The sequence below is a fragment of the Inhella crocodyli genome, from assembly GCF_004004565.1.
GTDB lineage: Bacteria > Pseudomonadota > Gammaproteobacteria > Burkholderiales > Burkholderiaceae_C > Inhella > Inhella crocodyli.
The window spans coordinates 183049-200183 of the sequence record NZ_SACM01000001.1; the positions used below are offsets into that span (position 1 = coordinate 183049).

13 protein-coding genes are annotated in these 17135 nt (G+C 70.5%); 5 read left to right on the forward strand and 8 right to left on the reverse strand.

What is annotated here, in order from left to right; all coding sequences use genetic code 11:
• The first annotated feature begins 11 nt into the window (after positions 1 to 11).
• Positions 12 to 1169, forward strand: a complete 1158-nt coding sequence (gene ppk2 / locus EOD73_RS00855; protein WP_127679948.1) for a polyphosphate kinase 2 — start codon at positions 12 to 14, stop codon at positions 1167 to 1169.
• Positions 1166 to 1525, forward strand: coding sequence for a hypothetical protein (locus EOD73_RS00860; protein WP_127679950.1), 360 nt, complete (start codon positions 1166 to 1168; stop codon positions 1523 to 1525). Before ppk2 ends, EOD73_RS00860 begins: the two co-directional genes overlap by 4 nt.
• On the opposite strand, the gene EOD73_RS00865 is transcribed toward EOD73_RS00860, so the two are convergent.
• Genes EOD73_RS00865 through EOD73_RS00875 form a run of 3 tightly spaced genes read right to left on the reverse strand, consistent with a single transcriptional unit; the run spans position 1522 to position 5487 of the window.
• Positions 1522 to 3534 carry a transglutaminase TgpA family protein gene (locus tag EOD73_RS00865; protein WP_127679952.1) on the reverse strand — a complete coding sequence of 671 codons (2013 nt, stop codon included), beginning with the start codon at positions 3532 to 3534 and terminating at the stop codon, positions 1522 to 1524. The genes EOD73_RS00860 and EOD73_RS00865 overlap by 4 nt on opposite strands.
• Positions 3531 to 4520: a DUF58 domain-containing protein gene (locus EOD73_RS00870; protein WP_127679954.1), complete on the reverse strand. Its 990-nt coding sequence runs from the start codon at positions 4518 to 4520 to the stop codon at positions 3531 to 3533. Before EOD73_RS00870 ends, EOD73_RS00865 begins: the two co-directional genes overlap by 4 nt.
• 13 nt (positions 4521 to 4533) lie before the next feature.
• On the reverse strand, positions 4534 to 5487 hold the full coding sequence (locus tag EOD73_RS00875; RefSeq protein WP_127679955.1) for an AAA family ATPase: 954 nt from the start codon (positions 5485 to 5487) through the stop codon (positions 4534 to 4536).
• Positions 5488 to 5520: 33 nt separating this feature from the next.
• On the opposite strand from EOD73_RS00875, the gene EOD73_RS00880 reads away from it, so the two are divergent.
• The 3 genes from EOD73_RS00880 to EOD73_RS00890 all read left to right on the forward strand — a co-directional run bounded on the left by EOD73_RS00880 (position 5521) and on the right by EOD73_RS00890 (position 9572).
• The gene (locus EOD73_RS00880; RefSeq protein ID WP_127679957.1) at positions 5521 to 6447 is read left to right on the forward strand and encodes a histone deacetylase family protein; all 927 of its coding nucleotides are present in this window, start codon (positions 5521 to 5523) and stop codon (positions 6445 to 6447) included.
• A 217-nt stretch (positions 6448 to 6664) separates the two neighbouring features.
• Positions 6665 to 8275, forward strand: a complete 1611-nt coding sequence (locus EOD73_RS00885) for a methyl-accepting chemotaxis protein (RefSeq protein ID WP_127679959.1) — start codon at positions 6665 to 6667, stop codon at positions 8273 to 8275.
• Between the two features lie 40 nt (positions 8276 to 8315).
• On the forward strand, positions 8316 to 9572 hold the full coding sequence (locus EOD73_RS00890; RefSeq protein WP_127679961.1) for a mechanosensitive ion channel family protein: 1257 nt from the start codon (positions 8316 to 8318) through the stop codon (positions 9570 to 9572).
• A 67-nt stretch (positions 9573 to 9639) separates the two neighbouring features.
• On the opposite strand, the gene EOD73_RS00895 is transcribed toward EOD73_RS00890, so the two are convergent.
• The 5 genes from EOD73_RS00895 to EOD73_RS00915 are packed head-to-tail and all read right to left on the reverse strand — an operon-like array spanning position 9640 to position 17077.
• Entirely contained in the window at positions 9640 to 11166 is a 1527-nt protein-coding gene (locus EOD73_RS00895; RefSeq protein ID WP_127679963.1) for a fumarate hydratase, read from the reverse strand.
• A 32-nt stretch (positions 11167 to 11198) separates the two neighbouring features.
• On the reverse strand, positions 11199 to 12779 hold the full coding sequence (locus EOD73_RS00900) for a sensor histidine kinase (RefSeq protein WP_127679965.1): 1581 nt from the start codon (positions 12777 to 12779) through the stop codon (positions 11199 to 11201).
• Positions 12780 to 12783: 4 nt separating this feature from the next.
• Positions 12784 to 13704 (reverse strand): DMT family transporter, encoded by a 921-nt coding sequence (locus EOD73_RS00905; protein WP_127679968.1) that lies wholly within the window; start codon positions 13702 to 13704, stop codon positions 12784 to 12786.
• A 35-nt stretch (positions 13705 to 13739) separates the two neighbouring features.
• Entirely contained in the window at positions 13740 to 15380 is a 1641-nt protein-coding gene (locus tag EOD73_RS00910) for an alpha-amylase family glycosyl hydrolase (protein ID WP_127679970.1), read from the reverse strand.
• Entirely contained in the window at positions 15377 to 17077 is a 1701-nt protein-coding gene (locus EOD73_RS00915; RefSeq protein ID WP_164845909.1) for an alpha-amylase family glycosyl hydrolase, read from the reverse strand. The genes EOD73_RS00910 and EOD73_RS00915 overlap by 4 nt, the downstream gene beginning before the upstream one ends.
• Positions 17078 to 17135: the final 58 nt, after the last annotated feature.

Consider the following 17135-nt stretch of genomic DNA (forward strand, 5'->3'; position numbering starts at 1 on the left):
AAGGAGGCCCCATGACCCGACGCAGCACCCGCACCCCCACCGACATCGCCCCCGCGGCCACCGCCCCCACCCCGCCCGAGGCCAAGCCCCGCCGCCCCCGCACGCCCAGCCCGCAGGCCGACCGGGTCGCGCGCGGCACCGCGCGCACCCAGACCCGCCAGCACGAGGCGGTGCGCGAGGTGCTGCACCAGGGTCGGCAGGGCTTGCTCAGCGACCACGAGGCCGTGCAGCAACTGCGGGCCTTGATCGCCGGGGCCTCGCCCGACGAGGCCAAGGCCCTGCGCAAGGCCTTGTTCCAGCGCGAGACCGACAACCCGCCCACGCCCGGCGTCGACCCCGACACCGAGCTGCACCCCAAGTGGCGCGACGGCCGCTACCCCTACAAGAACCTGCTGAGCCGCAAGCGCTACGAGCGCGAGAAGTACCGGCTGCAGGTGGAGCTGCTGAAGCTGCAGGCCTGGGTGAAGGAAACCGGCCAACGCGTCGTCATCCTCTTTGAAGGCCGCGACGCGGCCGGCAAGGGCGGCACCATCAAACGCATGATGGAGCACCTCAACCCGCGCGGCGCGCGGGTCGTGGCCCTGGAGAAGCCCAGCGACGTCGAACGCGGCCAGTGGTACTTCCAGCGCTACATCCAGCACCTGCCCACGAAGGGCGAAATCGTGCTCTTCGACCGCAGTTGGTACAACCGCGCTGGCGTTGAACGCGTGATGGGCTTTTGCAGCGACGCCGAGTACGACGAGTTCATGCGCCAAGCGCCCGAGTTCGAGCGCCACCTGGTGCGCAGCGGCGTGCACCTGGTGAAGTTCTGGTTTTCGGTGAGCCGCGCGGAACAGCGTCGCCGCTTCAAGGAGCGCGAGGCGCACCCCCTCAAGCAGTGGAAGCTCAGCCCGGTGGACGTGGCCTCGCTCGACAAGTGGGACGACTACACCCGCGCCAAAGAGGCCATGTTCTTGCACTGCGACACCTCCGACGCCCCGTGGACGGTGGTCAAAAGCGACTGCAAAAAGCGCGCGCGCCTGAACGCCATGCGTTACCTGCTCCACCGCCTGCCCTACGCCAACAAGGACCTGCCCACCGTCGGGGCCGTGGACCCCCTGGTGGTGGGCCGCCCGGCCCTGGTGTCGGTGCACGGCGACGACCTGCTGGCCTCGGCCGGCGCCGGATGAGCCGACCCGACACGGCCCCGCCAGGCCGGGAGCGCTGGTTGTGGCGCCGCCTGCCCCGCGCCTGGGCCTGGGCCTGCGGGCTGCCCTGGCTGGCGGTGCTGCTGCGGCACTGGGCGGCCTCGGCCGGTTTTTGGCCGGGCGATGAAGCAGTCTTGGGCCTGTGGACCTACACCAGCGCCGGTTGGTCGGTGCTCATGACCGTGCTGGCCGTCACCGTGGGCGTGGGCTGCATGGTGGTGCGCGTGATGAAGGGGCCGGCCTACGACGCCGACAGCTACCCGCCGGCACCGCGCAGCAGCCCGCTGCGACAGGCCCAAGACACGCCCCCGCGCCACGACGACGCGGAACGGATTTAGGCGCTGCCCTTCAAGGCCTGGCGCCAGCGGCGCCACCAGGCGCGCCAGCGCGCCGCCTCGCGCCGCCGCTCGCGCCAGCCTTCGGCCGGTGTGGCTTCGGGGCCGTAGCGCCAGGCCTCGAGCTCGACCAGCGCCTGGGCCGCCGCCGGTGGCCCCCCGGCCTCGCGCACCGCCTGGGCCCAGCGCAGCGGCGCTTCGTTCGGCCGGGCGGGCCAGCCGCGCTCAAGAAGGCTGGCATGCACGCGGGCCAGGCGCTGCGGCCAGGCGTCGCGGCGGCGCGCCTGCCAGCGCTGCCAGGCCAGGGTCATCGTCGCCAGCAGCGCGATCGTCCCGGCCGCGACCTGGCCCAGGGCGGTCCAGTCGGGCGCGTCGAAGCCGAGGTCGTCGAGCAGCTTGAACTGCTGGTCGCGCTTGTAGTCCAAGACCCAGGCTTGCCAGCGCAGGTCCAGGCCTTCCGCCAGCCGCCGCACGCCGGCCCAGAGCGTGGGGTTGACCGCGTCGATGGCGCCGCGCAGCACGCCGGTGGGCGCGATCAGGGCCAGACCGCGCTCCACGCGCTCGGGAGCGACCGCGCCCGTCGGGTCGGCCCGGAGCCAGCCTTGGCCCGGCAGCCAGTACTCGGCCCAGGCGTGGGCGTTGGCATTGCGCACCACCGTCCAGCCGTCTTGGGGCTCGGGGTCGTGCCCCTGGTAACCAGTGACCACCCGTGCCGGCACCCCGGCATTGCGCAAGGCCACGACGAAGGCGCTGGCGTAGTGCTCGCAAAAGCCCAGGCGCCGGTCGAACCAGAACTCGTCGATGCCGTGCGGCGTGAACTCGCCGTAGACGCCGGGGTTCAGCGTGTACGCGAAGGGGGATTGGCGGATGTGCGAGAGCACGGCCTGGACGAAGGCGGCGTCGCTGCCGGCGCGCGCGCGCAAGGCCTGCGACCAGTCGCGCATCCGCGGGTTCAGACCCGGCGGCAGGACGCGGGCGGCGCGCAGGCTGGGGTGCTCGTCGAAGGGGCCCCGCTGCACGCCGCTGGGCGGCACGGCCACGGCCTCGACCCGCAAGGTTTCGGTCATGGGGCGGGGCGCCACCCAGCTGAGGTCGGGGCTGCGTTGCAGGGTCAGGCCCTCGAGCTGCCAGGTCTCGCCCGGCTGGCCAGGGCTGTGCTCCAGCACGGGCAGCACGCTGGCGCGCAGCGGCTCCAGCATCATTTCGTAGCGCAGCACGCCGCCACTGAGCACCAGCGCTTCGGGCGGCGCGGCAACGGCGTTGGCTGGCTTCCAGGCCTGGCCGTCGAACACGGTCAGCACCCGACCGCGCAGGTAAAACTGGCCGGGCGGCGGCAGGCGGCCCTCGATGGGGCGCAGGCGCAGCGCGATGCGCTCGTCCAGGGCCAAGGTGGAGACGTCGCCGAAGCTCATCTCGTCCGACAGGCCCGCGCTGCCGGTGTGGCTGGGCACGCCCCACAGGGGGCCGATGCGCGGGAACAGCAGGAACAGCAGCACCATCACGGGCAGGCCATAGGCGGTCGTGCGGGCCGCCTCGCGCGCGGCGATCTTCAGGCTGGGCTGCCCCAGGGGCATCTGGGCCAGCACCAGCGCGGTCAGCAGGCCCCAGACGCTGAGCAGGGTCCACGCCGCCACCCACAGCGCCTGGCTGTACAGGAACTGCGTGAGCACCAAGAAGAAGCCGAGGAAGAACACGACGAAGGCGTCCCGGCGGCCGTGCATCTCCAAGAGCTTCAGCGCCAGCAGGATGCTGACCAGGGTCAGCCCGCTGGCCCGGCCCACCAGCACCCCGTGGCTCAGCTTGGCCCCGACGGCGGCGGCGACGGCGATGAGCAGCAGGACCCAGCGCGCCGGCAGCGCCTTCGTGCGCCAAGCCAGGGCCGCTCGCCAGGCCAGCAGCGCCAGCGCCAGGGCTGCCGCCCACAGGGGCACGCGCCACAGGTGCGGCCCGATGGCCAGGGCCACCACGCCGATGAGGAAGCCGGTGTCGCGCTGCTCGCGGCTCAGGGTCATGGCGCCATCCCCACCAAGGCAAGTCGCTCCAGCGCTTGCCGCTTTTGCTTCGGTCCCTGGCCCAGGGGCAGTTCCTGGCCGGGCAGGCGCAGGCCCCAGTCCAGGGCGCGGCGGTCGGCGGCCAACACCCAGGCCGTCAAGCGCTGCCAGCGCTGCTCGTCGGGCAAGCCCAGGGTGTCGTCCGCGTCCAGCCAGCAGTCTTGTCCCTGTGGCGGCGCGCTCCATTCCCGCACCCACAGCGGCGCGTTGGGATCGGACTGCTGGGCGGCCTTGTTCCACAGCACGTGGCGCAGTCCGTCGCCCTCGCGCCAGGGGCGCACCCCGTGCAGCTCATCGCCCCCACCGGCGCGCATCGCGTGGGGCTGGGGCGGCGCCTCGTGGCCCACGGCCCGGCCCGGGGGCAGGGGCGGGCAGGGCTGCTCGGCCGCGGGGTAGACCCACTGGCGGCTGGCGGCGCGCCAGTAGCTCCAGGCGACGAACAACCCCAGCGGGTAGCGCGTTTCCACCCGCAGCACGGGCAGCTCGTGCAGGCCTCGGCCCGGGGCCTTCCAGTGCAGGGTCAACTCGGCCAGGCTTTGGGCGGGCACGTCCACCCAGGCCAGGCTGCCAGCCGGGGCATCGGCCAGGCGCAGGCCGATGCCAAAGCGCGCCCGCCCGGGGTTGTGCAGGCGCACGGTGATGGCTTGGTCGGCGTCGGCATGGCCGGCGGGGGGAGGCAACAGGCTGAGCGTGAGGCCACGCAGGTTGCCGTGCGTGGTGTGCATGGAGGCCAGGCCGGCCCCGCACAGCAGGAAGGTCAGCGCGTAGCCCAGGCTGAGCTGGTCGTTGATGGAGGCGACCAGCAGCAAGAGCTGGGTCAGCACGAAGGCCGCCCCGACGGCCGTGGGCACGATGTACAGGTTGCGCTGGGTCAGGGTTTGCGTGTCGCGTGCCGGGTGGCGCGACTTCCACCAGGCCTGCCAGCGTCGCCGGGCGGCGTTCCACATGGCCGGCAACCGCTCAGGGCAGGGGAACGCCGTCGATCAGGGCCCGCACCTGCTCCACGCTGCCGCGGCCGCTGCCCGCGCGGGCGTGCAGCCGGTGCGCCAGCACCTGCACCGCCACGGCCTGCACGTCGTCGGGCGACACGTGCGCGCGCCCGGCCAGCAAGGCCTTGGCGCGGGCGGCCCGCAGCCAGGCCAGGCCGGCGCGCGGGCTCAGGCCCTCGGTGAACCACTGGCCCCCGCGCGTGGCCTCGAGCAGCGCTTGCAGGTAATCGAGCAGTGCCGGGCTCGCGGCGATCTGCCGCGCCGCGGCCTGGGCCTGTTGCAGCTGGGCCGGGCTCATCACCGGGCGCAGGGCGGCCAACTGCTCGCGGCTGTCGCCCCCCGCCAGCAACTCGCGCTCGGCGGCGCGGTCGGGGTAGCCCAGGCGGATGGTCATCAAAAAGCGGTCGAGCTGCGACTCCGGCAGCGGGTAGGTGCCCAGCTGCTCGGTGGGGTTCTGCGTGGCGATGACGAAGAAGGGCTGGGGCAGGGCGTGGCTGAGGCCCTCCACCGTGACCTGGCGCTCTTCCATGGCCTCGAGCAGGGCCGACTGGGTTTTGGGGCCCGCCCGGTTGATTTCGTCGGCCAGCAGCACCTGCGCGAACACCGGGCCGGGCTTGAACACGAACTGGCCGGCCTGCCGGTCGAAAACGTTGACCCCCGTGAGGTCGCTGGGCAGCAGGTCGGCGGTGAACTGGGTGCGGGAGAACTGCAGGCCCAGGGTCAGGGCCAGGGCCTGGGCCAGCGTGGTCTTGCCCACGCCCGGCAGGTCCTCGATCAGCAGGTGCCCCCCGGCGACCAAGCAGGCCAAGCAGTCGGCCACTTGCGTGGCCTTGCCCTTGATCACCGTGCTAATCTGGTTTTGCACCTGGGCCAAGAGGGCCGGCAGGGCGTCGCCACCGGGCGAGTGCAAGGGGTCTGGTTTCATGGGCCGACCTTAGCGCAAAGCCAACAACCTTCGATGCGGACCGCGTTTTTCACCCACCCCAGCTTCTGGCAACACGCCATGGGGGCCGGGCACCCCGAGTGCCCCGAGCGCCTGGACGCCATCGACGAGGCCCTGTGCAGCACCGGCCTGATCGAGCACCTGGACGTGGTGCAGGCCCGGGCCGCCACCTGGGAAGAACTGCGCTTGGCGCACAGCCCCGGCTACTTGAGCGCCCTGCGCCAGCGCCTGGGCGCGGTGACCCAGGTGGTGCAGCTCGACCCCGACACCGCCGCCAACCCGCACACCCTGACCGCGGCTCTGCATGCCGCCGGTGCGGCCTTGCAGGCCACCGAGCAGGTCTTGGCGGGGCGGGTGCGCAACGCTTTCTGTGCCGTGCGCCCGCCGGGCCACCATGCCACGCGCGACAAGGCGATGGGCTTTTGCTTCCTCAACAACGTGGCCCTGGCCGCGCGCTACGCCTTGGTGCACGGGGGCCTGCAGCGGGTGGCGGTGGTGGACTTTGACGTGCACCACGGCAATGGCACCGAGGACATCCTGGCGGGCGACCCGCGGGCGCTGATGGTGGGCCTGTTCGAGCACCCGCTCTACCCCTTCAGCGGCGTGCCGCCCAAGGGCGACAACATGCTGAACCTGCCCCTGCCCGCGCACACGGGCAGCCAAGAGATCCGCGAGCACATCCGCGCCCAATGGATCCCGGCGCTGGAGGCCTTTCGCCCGCAAATGCTCTTCGTCAGTGCGGGCTTCGACGCCCACCAACTCGACCCCCTGGGCCTGCTGCGCTTGACCGAGGTGGACTACGCCTGGATCACCCAGCAACTGGCCGACGTGGCCGCCAAGCACGCCCAAGGGCGCATCGTCAGCTGCCTCGAAGGCGGCTACCACGTGTGGGCCCTGGCCCGCAGCGTGTGCGCGCACCTGCGGGTGTTGGCGGCGGTGTGAGCCGCGTCGGCGTGTGATGCAAGTCATGGGCATCACCAGTTGGATCCGTTTGACAAGCCCAGGATTGCGCTGAGTCAAGGGGCCGACTGCGGCGTCGATGTCCCAATAGGATGGTCCGATGTAACAAGTGTGCAACTCCTCATGCAACGGCAGTGCAACTAGGCCGCTTGAGGGGGGGCTGAGTCGGTGAACGTGGTGAGTCAACCAGGGGGAGTTCATGAGACAAAGCGGTCCCGTTACCCAACGTGAGTTCACGTTTCCGCCCGAGGTCACGCTCGTGTCGGTCACGGACCCCAAGGGGCGCATCACCTACTGCAACGACGCCTTCGTGGCCGTCAGCGGCTACGGCAGAGAGGAACTGCTGGGCCAGCCTCACAACCTGGTGCGGCACCTGGACATGCCCGAGGAGGCCTTTCGCGACCTCTGGGCCACGATCGAGCTGGGCCTGCCTTGGACGGGCATGGTCAAGAATCGGCGCAAGGACGGCGACCACTATTGGGTGGAGGCCAACGTGACGCCGCTGCGCGCGGGCGATCGCACGATGGGCTACGTGTCGGTGCGAACCTCCCCCAGCCGGAGCCAGGTGCAGCAGGCAGAGACCTTGTACGCCCAGATGCGCGACGAAGTGCGCGGCGGTGCTTTGCGCACGGTGCTGTCGGCGGGGCAGATTTCTTTGCGCGACCCGGTGAGTCGCGCCCGCAGCTTCTTGCGCGGGTGGGGTCACCGCATTGGGTCCGTGGGGGCCACGGCCGGCGTCGGCGCCGTGCTCACGGGCTGGTCGGCCCCGTGGGGTCCTTTGGTGTGGCTGCCCGTGGCCGCGGCCACCCTGGCCGCCACGGCCTGGGCCAAGCACGTGTCGGTCGAGAAGCGCTTGGAACGCGTGACGCGCCATGCGCTGCAGGTGGCCGCGGGCGACCTGTGTGCCGAGCCCCTGGAGGTCTCGCGGGGCCCGTGGATGAACCTGGAGCGCAGCCTCAACCAGGTGGCGGTCAACCTGCGCACCGTGGTGCTGGACTGCCGCAACGCCATCGAGGGCCTGCGCACGGCGGTGCAAGAGATCGCCGCGGGCAACCAAGACCTGTCGTCGCGCACCGAGTCCCAGGCCTCGAGCCTGGAGCAGACCGCGGCGACGATGGACCAGATCAACGGCACCGTGCAGCAAAGCGCGGGCTCGGCGCAGCAGGGCGCTTCCATGTCGGCCGAGGCGGCCAGCCTGGCCGCCGAGACCAACGCCAGCGTGCGCGACGCGGCCCAGGCCATGGTCCAGATCCAGTCGGCCTCGGACCGGATTGCCGACTTCATCCAAGTCATCGAAGGCGTGGCCTTCCAGACCAACATCCTGGCGCTGAACGCGGCCGTGGAGGCGGCGCGGGCGGGCGACAGCGGGCGCGGTTTTGCCGTGGTGGCCGCCGAGGTGCGCGCCCTGGCGCAGCGCACCACCGAGGCCGCCAAGGAGGTGCGCAAGCTGATCACCGATGCCTCCGAGCGGGTGCGCACGGGCAACGCCCACACGCAAACGGCGCAGTCGCAAATGGACGCGGCCGTGGCCTCCGTGGCGCGGGTGTCGCAGGTGCTGCAAGAAATCAGCCACGCCACCGCCGAGCAACAGTCGGGCATCGCGCAGATCAACGAGGCGGTGACGCACATCGACGGCATCACCCAGCAAAACGCCGCGATGGTGGAAGAACTGGCCTCGGCGGCGATGAGTGTGTCCAGCCAGGTGGAGGCCGTGGCCGACACCATGAGCCTGTTCCGCCTCAAGGCCAGCGACCGCAGCATCGCCGAGGTCGACGCCGTGGAACTGCGCCGCCAAGCCCGCAGCGCCTGAGCGGCCGGCCGGGACCGCGCCGGCCCTGGACAATGGCCGGATGAACACTTGGACGCAATGGGAGGGCCTGCTGGCCCAGCCCGGCATCGCCTGGGAGGGCGTGCTGCTTCTCGCCGTGCTGGGCGCTGCCGCGGCATTGGCCTGGTTTCTCGCCCGCCGACGCGAGCGCGATGCGGCCGAGGTGGCCGCCTCGGTCATGCTGGGCGACCACGGCATCGACGGGGCCCTGTTCCCGGCCCTGGCCTTGGCCCTGGCCTGGGGCCTGAAGTGGCTGCTGCCGCTGTGGGGCCTGCAGCCCGGCTTGGTGCGCCTCGCCCTGCCGCTGCTGGTGTCGCTGCTGTTGATCCGGGTGGTGGCGCGCGTGCTGCGCGCGGCCTGGCCCGATTCGCGCTGGGCGGCGATGGTCGAGCGCTCGGTGTCCTGGTTGGCCTGGGGGGGCTCGGTGCTTTGGGTCACGGGCCTGTGGCCCTTGGTCTGGGGCGAGTTGGAGTCGCACCAGTGGAAGCTGGGCGGCAAGTACATCAGCTTGGCCACGATGCTCGAGGCGAGCTTCTCGGTGGTGCTGGTCATGGTGGTGGCCCTGTGGCTGTCGGCCGCCATCGAGAGCCGACTGCTGCGCGGCGCCACGGGCGACGACATCTCCTCGCGCAAGATCGTGGCCAACCTGGCCAAGGCCCTGCTGCTCTTCGTGGGCTTGCTCGTGGCCCTGACCAGCGCCGGCATCGACCTCACGGCCCTTTCGGTGCTGGGTGGCGCCCTGGGCGTGGGCATCGGCTTTGGCCTGCAGAAGCTGGCCAGCAACTACGTCAGCGGCTTCGTCATCCTGGCCGAGCGCTCGCTGCGCATCGGCGACATGGTGCGGGTCGACGGTTTTGAAGGCCGCATCACCGACATCAAGACGCGCTACACGGTGATCCGCGCGCTCAACGGCCGCGAGAGCATCGTGCCCAACGAGCTGCTGATCACGCAGCGCGTGGAAAACAGCAGCCTGGCCGACCCGAAGGTGGCCTTGAGTGCCACCGTCAGCGTGCCCTACGACGCCGACTTGGCCACCCTGATGCCCGCCTTGCAGGCGGCCGTTCAGGCCGTGCCGCGCATCCAGACCGACCCGCCGCCGAGCGTGCAACTCAGCCAGTTCGGGGCCGATGGGCTGGAGCTGACGGTCGTCTATTGGATCGCCGACCCCGAGAACGGGGCTGGCAGCGTGCGCAGCGACGTCAACCTGGCCGTGCTGGCCCTGCTGCGCGAGCGGGGCGTGGACATCCCTTACCCGCAGCGGGTGCTGCACCAGCGCTGAGCGCCGCCGCCCCGGGCGCGAAAAAAAAAGGCCGCTTGCGCGGCCTGGTGAACGGGCTGGGCCGGGTTCAGGCCACGGCCACCGGGATCTTGCCGATCTTGGCCGACCACTCGGCCGGGCCAGTGTTGTGGGCGCTCGTGCCGCCCGCGTCCACGGCCACGGTGACGGGCATGTCGACGACGTCGAATTCGTAGATCGCCTCCATGCCGAGGTCTTCGAAACCGACCACCTTGGCGGCCTTGATGGCCTTGGACACGAGGTAGGCGGCGCCGCCCACGGCCATCAGGTAGGCGCTCTTGTGCTGCTTGATGGCTTCGATGGCAAGCGGGCCGCGCTCGGCCTTGCCCACCATCGAGATCAGGCCGGTTTGCGACAGCATCATTTCGGTGAACTTGTCCATGCGCGTGGCGGTGGTCGGGCCGGCGGGGCCCACCACCTCGTCGCGCACCGGGTCCACCGGGCCCACGTAGTAAATGACGCGGTTGGTGAAGTCCACGGGCAGCTTCTCGCCCTTGGCCAGCATGTCCTGGATGCGCTTGTGCGCGGCGTCGCGCCCCGTCAGCATCTTGCCGTTGAGCAGCAGGGTTTGGCCCGGCTTCCAGCTGGCGACTTGCTCTTTGGTCAGGGTGTTCAGGTCGACGCGGGTGCTCTTGTTGTAGTCGGGGGCCCAGTGCACGTCGGGCCACAGGCTCAAGGATGGCGGCTCGATGTAGCTCGGGCCGCTGCCGTCGAGCACGAAGTGCGCGTGGCGGGTGGCCGCGCAGTTGGGGATCATGGCGATGGGCTTGCTGGCCGCGTGCGTTGGGTAGGTCTTGATCTTGACGTCCAGGACGGTGGTCAGGCCGCCCAAGCCCTGGGCCCCAATGCCCAAGGCGTTGACCTTTTCGTACAGCTCGATGCGCAGCTCTTCCAGCTTGTTCTGCGGACCGCGCTGCAGCAACTCGTACATGTCGATGTCGTCCATCAGGGCCTCTTTGGCCAGCAGCGCCGCCTTCTCGGCCGTGCCGCCCACGCCGATGCCCAACATGCCCGGCGGGCACCAGCCGGCGCCCATGGTGGGCACGGTCTTGAGCACCCAGTCGACGATGTTGTCGCTGGGGTTGAGCATGTAGACCTTGCTCTTGTTTTCGGAGCCACCGCCCTTGGCGGCGACGATCACGTCGACGGTGTTGCCGGGCACCACCTCCATGAAGACCACGGCCGGCGTGTTGTCCTTGGTGTTCTTGCGCTCGAAGATGGGGTCGGCCAGCACCGAGGCGCGCAATTTGTTGTCCGGGTGGTTGTAGGCGCGGCGCACGCCCTCGTTCACGGCGTCTTGGATGGAGCCCGGGAAGCCGGCCCAGCTCACGTCCATGCCGATCTTCAGGAACACGTTGACGATGCCGGTGTCCTGGCAGATCGGACGCTTGCCTTCGGCGCACATGCGGCTGTTCGTCAGGATCTGCGCGATGGCGTCCTTGGCCGCGGGGCTTTGCTCGCGCTCGTAGGCGCGGGCCAGGTGCTGGATGTAGTCGGCCGGGTGGTAGTAGCTGATGTACTGCAGCGCGGCGGCGACGGATTCCACGAGGTCGTCGTGGCGGATCACGGTGGGCATGAAAACTCCGGGACGGGGGCGATCCCCGGAGTTTAGGAGTCCAGGCTGTCGTCTTCCTTGCGCTCGGGCGCCAGGCAGGGCAGGCGCAGGGTCATCGTCGAGCCTTTGCCTGGCACGCTGCTGACGTCGATTTGGCCGCCCAGCATCTGCGTGACGATGTTGTGCACGATGTGCATGCCCAGGCCCGTGCCGCCGCGGCCGAGCTTGGTGGTGAAGAAGGGGTCGAAGATGCGCTTGCGCACGGCCTCGTCCATGCCCCAGCCGTCGTCGCGCACGCTGAGTTCCACCCAGCCCGGCGTTTCAGGCAGCTCGCGGGCGCTGACGGCCACGCTGCCGCTGGGGCGGTCGTGCAGGCCGTGCACCAGGGCGTTGATGAGCAGGTTGGTCAGCACCTGGCCCAGCGAACCCGGGAAGCTGTTCATCTTCAGGTTGGGCGCCAGGTCGGTGACGATTTGGTAGGGCGTGTTCTTGTAGCGCGGCTCGACCATCACCAGCACGTCGGTGACCACCTGCGCGAGGTCGAAATCGCGGCGCGCGTCGCTGGTTTGGTCGACGGCCACCTGCTTGAAGTCGCGCACCAACTCGGCCGCGCGGCCGACGTTGCGCTGCAGGATGTCCAGGCCGCGGCGGGTGTCCACCAAGAGGGCGTCCAGCACGCTGCGGCGCAGCCCTTGGCCGGCGCTGAGCATCTGCGACAACTCCGCCCAGCGGTCTTCGAGCGAAGTGACCACGGTCATGGCATTGCCCAGGGGCGTGTTCAGTTCGTGGGCCACGCCGGCCACCAGGCGACCCAGGGAGGCCAGCTTCTCACTCTCGACCAGCTCGCGCTGCGCGGCCTGCAGCTGCACCAGGGCCTGCTTGAGCTCGCCGTTGGCGCTGGTGAGTTCGACGGTGCGCTGGGCCACCGTGTCTTCCAGCGTGCTGGCGTGCAGGCGCAAGCGGTCGAAGGCTTCGAGCAGGGCCTGCCGCATCTGCTCCATGGCCTGGCTGACCTTGCTGATCTCGTCCTCGCCCTCGGTGTTCAGCGGGCGGTTGAGGTGCCCCGCCCCCAGGGCCGCCGCGGCGCTGGCCAGGCGCTCCATGGGCGACAGCACCCGGCGGCGCAGCACCCACAGGATCAGGCCCATGGACACGGCCGCCAACAGGGCCGTGCGCAGGGCCTGGAACAGCAAGGCGCGTTGGGCCGCGGCCAGCTGTTTCTCGGCGCTCATCCACAGGTGCAGCTTGCCGATGACGCGGCCCTCGCGCTTGATCTCGCGCTGCGTGTCCAGGGTCAGGTCCGGGTCGGGGCCGGCGGCATCGGCCTTCTTCTCCGGGTAGTCGACCATCGGTCCGTTGCTGCTGACGTCGTTGACGATCACGCGCACGAAGCGGCTGTCTTCGAACTGGGCGCTGATCAGCGGCAGGGCCAGTTCCGGGGACACCTGCCACAGCGGTTCGACCATCGACAGCGACATCACCGTGGCGCTTCGGTCGAGCTCTTCTTTCAGCTCGGCCAGCACCCGCGCGCGGGTGGTTTGCTGTTCGATCAGCAGCAAACCCATGCCCGGCGCCAGCAGGCCGAGGATCAGCGTCAAGCTGACGGCCCAGCGCAGGGAGGTGGTGATTTGCATGGGGTCAAGGTTTACCAGCCGCCGGCCTGCGCGCTGACAAGGAAATACCCGCAGCGATCAGCCCAAAGGCCAGGGCGTGGTGCGCCTGTGGCGCCTCGCCCAGCAGTGCGGACGACATGAGGGCGGCGAACAGCGGGGTCAGGTTGGCGAAAAAGGCGGCCAAGGCCGGGCCGCCCTGCGCCACGCCCAAGCCCCAGCAGCGGTAGGCCAACAAACTCGGGCCCAGGGCGATGAACAGCACCCCGGCGCCCAAGGCCCAGCTCGGTTGCAGGGCCACCCCCGTCCAACCCTGCTCGGCGGCGCTCAAGGGCCAGGCGAACAGCAGGCCGACAATGGCCTGCAAGGCCAGGGTGTTGGTCCAGGGCCAGTCGGGGCCCAGCGTGGCCGGGGGGCGGGTCAGCAACCAGCTGTAGCCGGCCCAGGCGAGGGTGGCCGCCAACATCAAGGCGTCGCCCTGCACCCAGTGCACCTGGGCCAGACGCTGCCAGCTGCCTTGGCTCACCACCACCAGCACGCCAGCCATGCACAGCAGTGCGCCTTGGGCCTGGCCGGCCGTCGGGTGGTGGTGAAAAAACAGGGCACCAACGACGAGCATGGCCACCGGCAAGCTCGCGGCGATGAGGGTGACGTTGACCGGGCTGGAGGTGTGCAGCGCTTGGTAGAGCAGGGCGTTGTAGGCCGCCATGCCCAGCACCCCGCTGAGCAGCCACCAGCGCCAGCCCTGCCACCAGGTGCACCGCCGCGCCCACAGGCCTTGGGTCAGCGGCAGCAGCAAGGCCAGCACCACGGTCCAGCGCAAGGCGTTCAGCAGGATGGGCGGCACGCTGTCGCTCAGCGCCCGCCCCAAGACCGCGTTGCTGGCCCAGGCCAGGGGCGGCAGGGTCAGCAGCAGGACGAGGCGAGGGGTCAGGCGGGCGGCGGGCATGGGCCCGCCGACTGTAGGTCAGGGCCGTTCCGCGCTCAGCGTGCCAGTTGCTCCACGCGCACGCCCCAGGCGGGCAGCCATTGGGCGCTGGCCGGGGCCGTGCGCGGGGCCGCCCACAGCGCCTCGCCCTGGGTCGACCAGGGCAGGGCCTGCCCGCTGTAGTTCAGGGATATGCGAAGGGCCTGGCCCTCGGCCCGGCGCACGAAGCTCAGCACGGGGCCGCTGACCGTCACCTGCTCGTAGCTGCCGCGCTTCAGGGCCGGGTGGGCCTTGCGCAGGGCGATGAGTTGGCGGTAGTGGTGGAACAGCGAATTCGGGTCGGCGCGCTGGGCGGCGGCGTTGTTGGTGCTGGCATTGGGGCTGCGGCCGCGCACCAGGGCCTGGCCCGTGCTGCTGAAGCCCGCCAGCGGGGCCGAGGCGTCCCAGCTCATGGGGCCGCGAATGGGGCCGTCGCCGGGCAGCTCGAGCTGCCCGCCCATGCCGATCTCTTCGCCGTAGTAGACGAAGGGCACGCCGGGCTGCAGCAGGTAGCTGGCCGCGGCCAACTTGTATTTGGCCTCGTCGCCCTTCAGTTGGTCCCAGATGCGCTGGCCGGCAAAGATGTCGTGGTTGGCCAGCATGGTGGCCATGCGGTGGGGGCGGGTCTTGAAGAAGTCGGCAATCTTTTGCACGTTCTGTTGCACCGCGTCGGGCTTTTCGCCCTTGAGCGCGTCCATGATGGCCCGCTCCAGCCCGAAGGCGAAGGCACTGCCGCAGACCGACTCGCTGCTGTAGGCCGCCGGCTCCGCCGTGGCCTCGCACACGGTGTAGCGCTGGGGGTAGCTGCTGATCAGGTCGTAGAAGCGCTTCGTCAGCTGCCGGCTCTCGGGCTGGTCGTTCCAATCCTTGGCGTTGTGCTCCACCAAGTGCGGCACGGCGTCCAGGCGGAAGCCGTCGAGCCCTCGGTTGAGCCAGAAGCGCAGGTTGTCCGCGTGCCAGCGCACCACGGCCGGGTTCTTCAGGTTGAAGTCCGGCATGTGCGGCCCGAAGGTGCCGAAGTAAAACTCGCGCGACCCGGCCGGGGCCAGGGGCATGTCTTTGACCTCGCCCGTCCAGGTCCAGGGCTGCTGGCCCGTCCAGTACCAGGGGAACTTGCCCCAAATGTCCCAGCCGGCTGGAGCGGTGTCGGCCCACACGAACCAGTCGCGGTAGGCATTGCCGGGGCCGGACTTGGCCTGCTGGAACAGCGGGTGCGCGTGGCTGCCGTGGTTCACCACGTAGTCAATGATCACGCCGATGCCGCGCTGGTGGGCCTCGCGCAGCAGTTCGTCGAAGTCGGCCAGGCTGCCGTAGTCCCGCTCGATGGCGCGGAAGTCGGTGGTGGCGTAGCCGTGGTCGCGGTCGGCGCTTTGCGTGACCGGCATCAGCCACAGGCCGGTCACGCCCAGCGCCTGCAGGTGGTCCAGGCGCTGGATGAGGCCGCGCAGGTCGCCCTGGCCGTCGCCGTCGCTGTCTTGGTAGCTGCGAACGAAGACCTCCATGAACACGCCCTGGTGCCAGTCGGCCGGCAGCGTGCTGGCGCTCGGTCGGGCGGGCACGGCGCCCAGGTCTTGCGGCGTGGGCAGCGCGGGGGACTGGGGCGCGCTGCCACAGGCCACCAAGGCGGCGGCGGCCAGCAGGGCGAGGGCGGTCTTCATGGTTGGACCTTGTAAACCAGGGTGCTTTGCGCGGCCAGGCTGAGGCTCAGCTGGCCGCTGGCGTTGGCCGTCAGGGCGGAGCCTGCGCCAAACAGAGGCTGCAGGTTGGCGTTGGCCGGGGCGCCGGTCACGGTCAGGGCGCCGCTGGCGCCTCGGCCGGTGTTCACCACCACCAGCACGCGCTCGCTGCCCAGCACCCGCCAGTACGCGAGCGTGCTGCCCAACACCTGGCCGTTCTCCAGCGTGCCCTTGGCCAACGCCGGTTGGGCGTTGCGCAGGGCCAGCACGGCCTTGTAGTGGTTCAGCAGCGAGTTCGGGTCGGCCTCTTGTGCGGCCACGTTGTTCGTGGTGCTGTTGCTGGCCAGCGCGCGGTAGGGCGTCCCAGTCGTGAAGCCGGCGTTGCTGGCGTTGGCCGTCCAGCTCATCGGGGAGCGCAGGCGGGGGTCGCCACTCAGGCCTGCGCCGCCGGCCATGCCCACTTCCTCCCCGTAGTAAATGAAGGGCGTGCCGGGGCGCAGCAGCGACAGGCTGGCGGCCACCTTCAAGGCCGCGGTGTCGCCGCCCAGTTGGTTGAAAGGCCGCTGGCCGGCGAACTCATCGTGGTTGGAGAGGAAGGGGCTCAAGCCCGCCGCCGGCGCCTGCGCCAAGCGACCCAGCGCCGCGGAGTTGGACGAGCCGGCCGCGGCGATCAAATCGCTTTGCGTGCCGAAGGCAAAGGCGCGCCCGCAGGCTGGGGCGTAGGTGGTGGCGGCGCTGGGCGCCTCGCAAACCGTGAAGCGCTTGCTGTAGGTGGCGATCAGGCTGGCGATGTCGCGCATCAGCGCCACGCTCTCGGGCTGGTTCTCGAAGGCGCTGGCGCCGTTCTCGATCAGCACGCCCACGGCGTCGAAGCGGAAGCCGTCCACGCCCCGGTTGAGCCAAAAGCGCAGGTTGTTCTGGTGGAAGGCCAGCACGTCGGCGTTGCGCAGGTTCCAGTCGGGCATCTGGTCCCAGAACGGCGCGTAGTAGGCGCCATTGCTGCTGGTGCGCCAGGGGTTGCCACCGAACACGTTCCAGCCGGCGGGGGCGCTGGCCTGCCAGACGTACCAGTTTCGGAAGCTGTTGGTGGTGTCGGCCTTCGACGCGCCGAACAGCGGGTGCTGCGCCGCGCTGTGGTTGAGCACGTAGTCCATCACCACGCCGATGCCGCGGGCGTGTGCCTGGCGCAGCAGTTCGTCCATGTCGGCCAGGCTGCCGTAGGCGGCTTCGATGCCCCGGTAGTCGGTGACCGCGTAGCCGTGGTCGCCGTCTTGGCTGCGGTTCACGGGCATCAGCCACAGGCCGCGCACGCCCAGGTTCTTCAGGTAGTCCAGCTGCTGGGTCAGGCCGCGCAGGTCGCCCACGCCGTCGCCGTCGCTGTCCTTGTAGCTGCGCACGAAGATCTGGGCGAAGGCCCCGTGCTGCCAGTCGGCATCCAAGGGGCTTCCCGGGTCGGCGGCGGGCACCGTGCTCAGATCGACCCCCGCCGGTGTGGGCGTGGGGGCCGGTGCGGGCGGGGGAGGGGGCGGCGGCGAAGGCGGCGGGGGCGCGGGCGTGGGGGGCACGGGCGCCGGCGGCGGGGCCGAACCGCCGCCACCGCCGCAGGCTTGCAGCAACGACAAGCCCAAGAGGGCCAACAGGGTGTACGCCACCCGCGCGCGCAGTCGCCAAGTCGTCATAGGGAAATGTAGGAAAGTTACGTCGAACGTTGGGCAGTATCCCTAGGGTTGTCCCGCA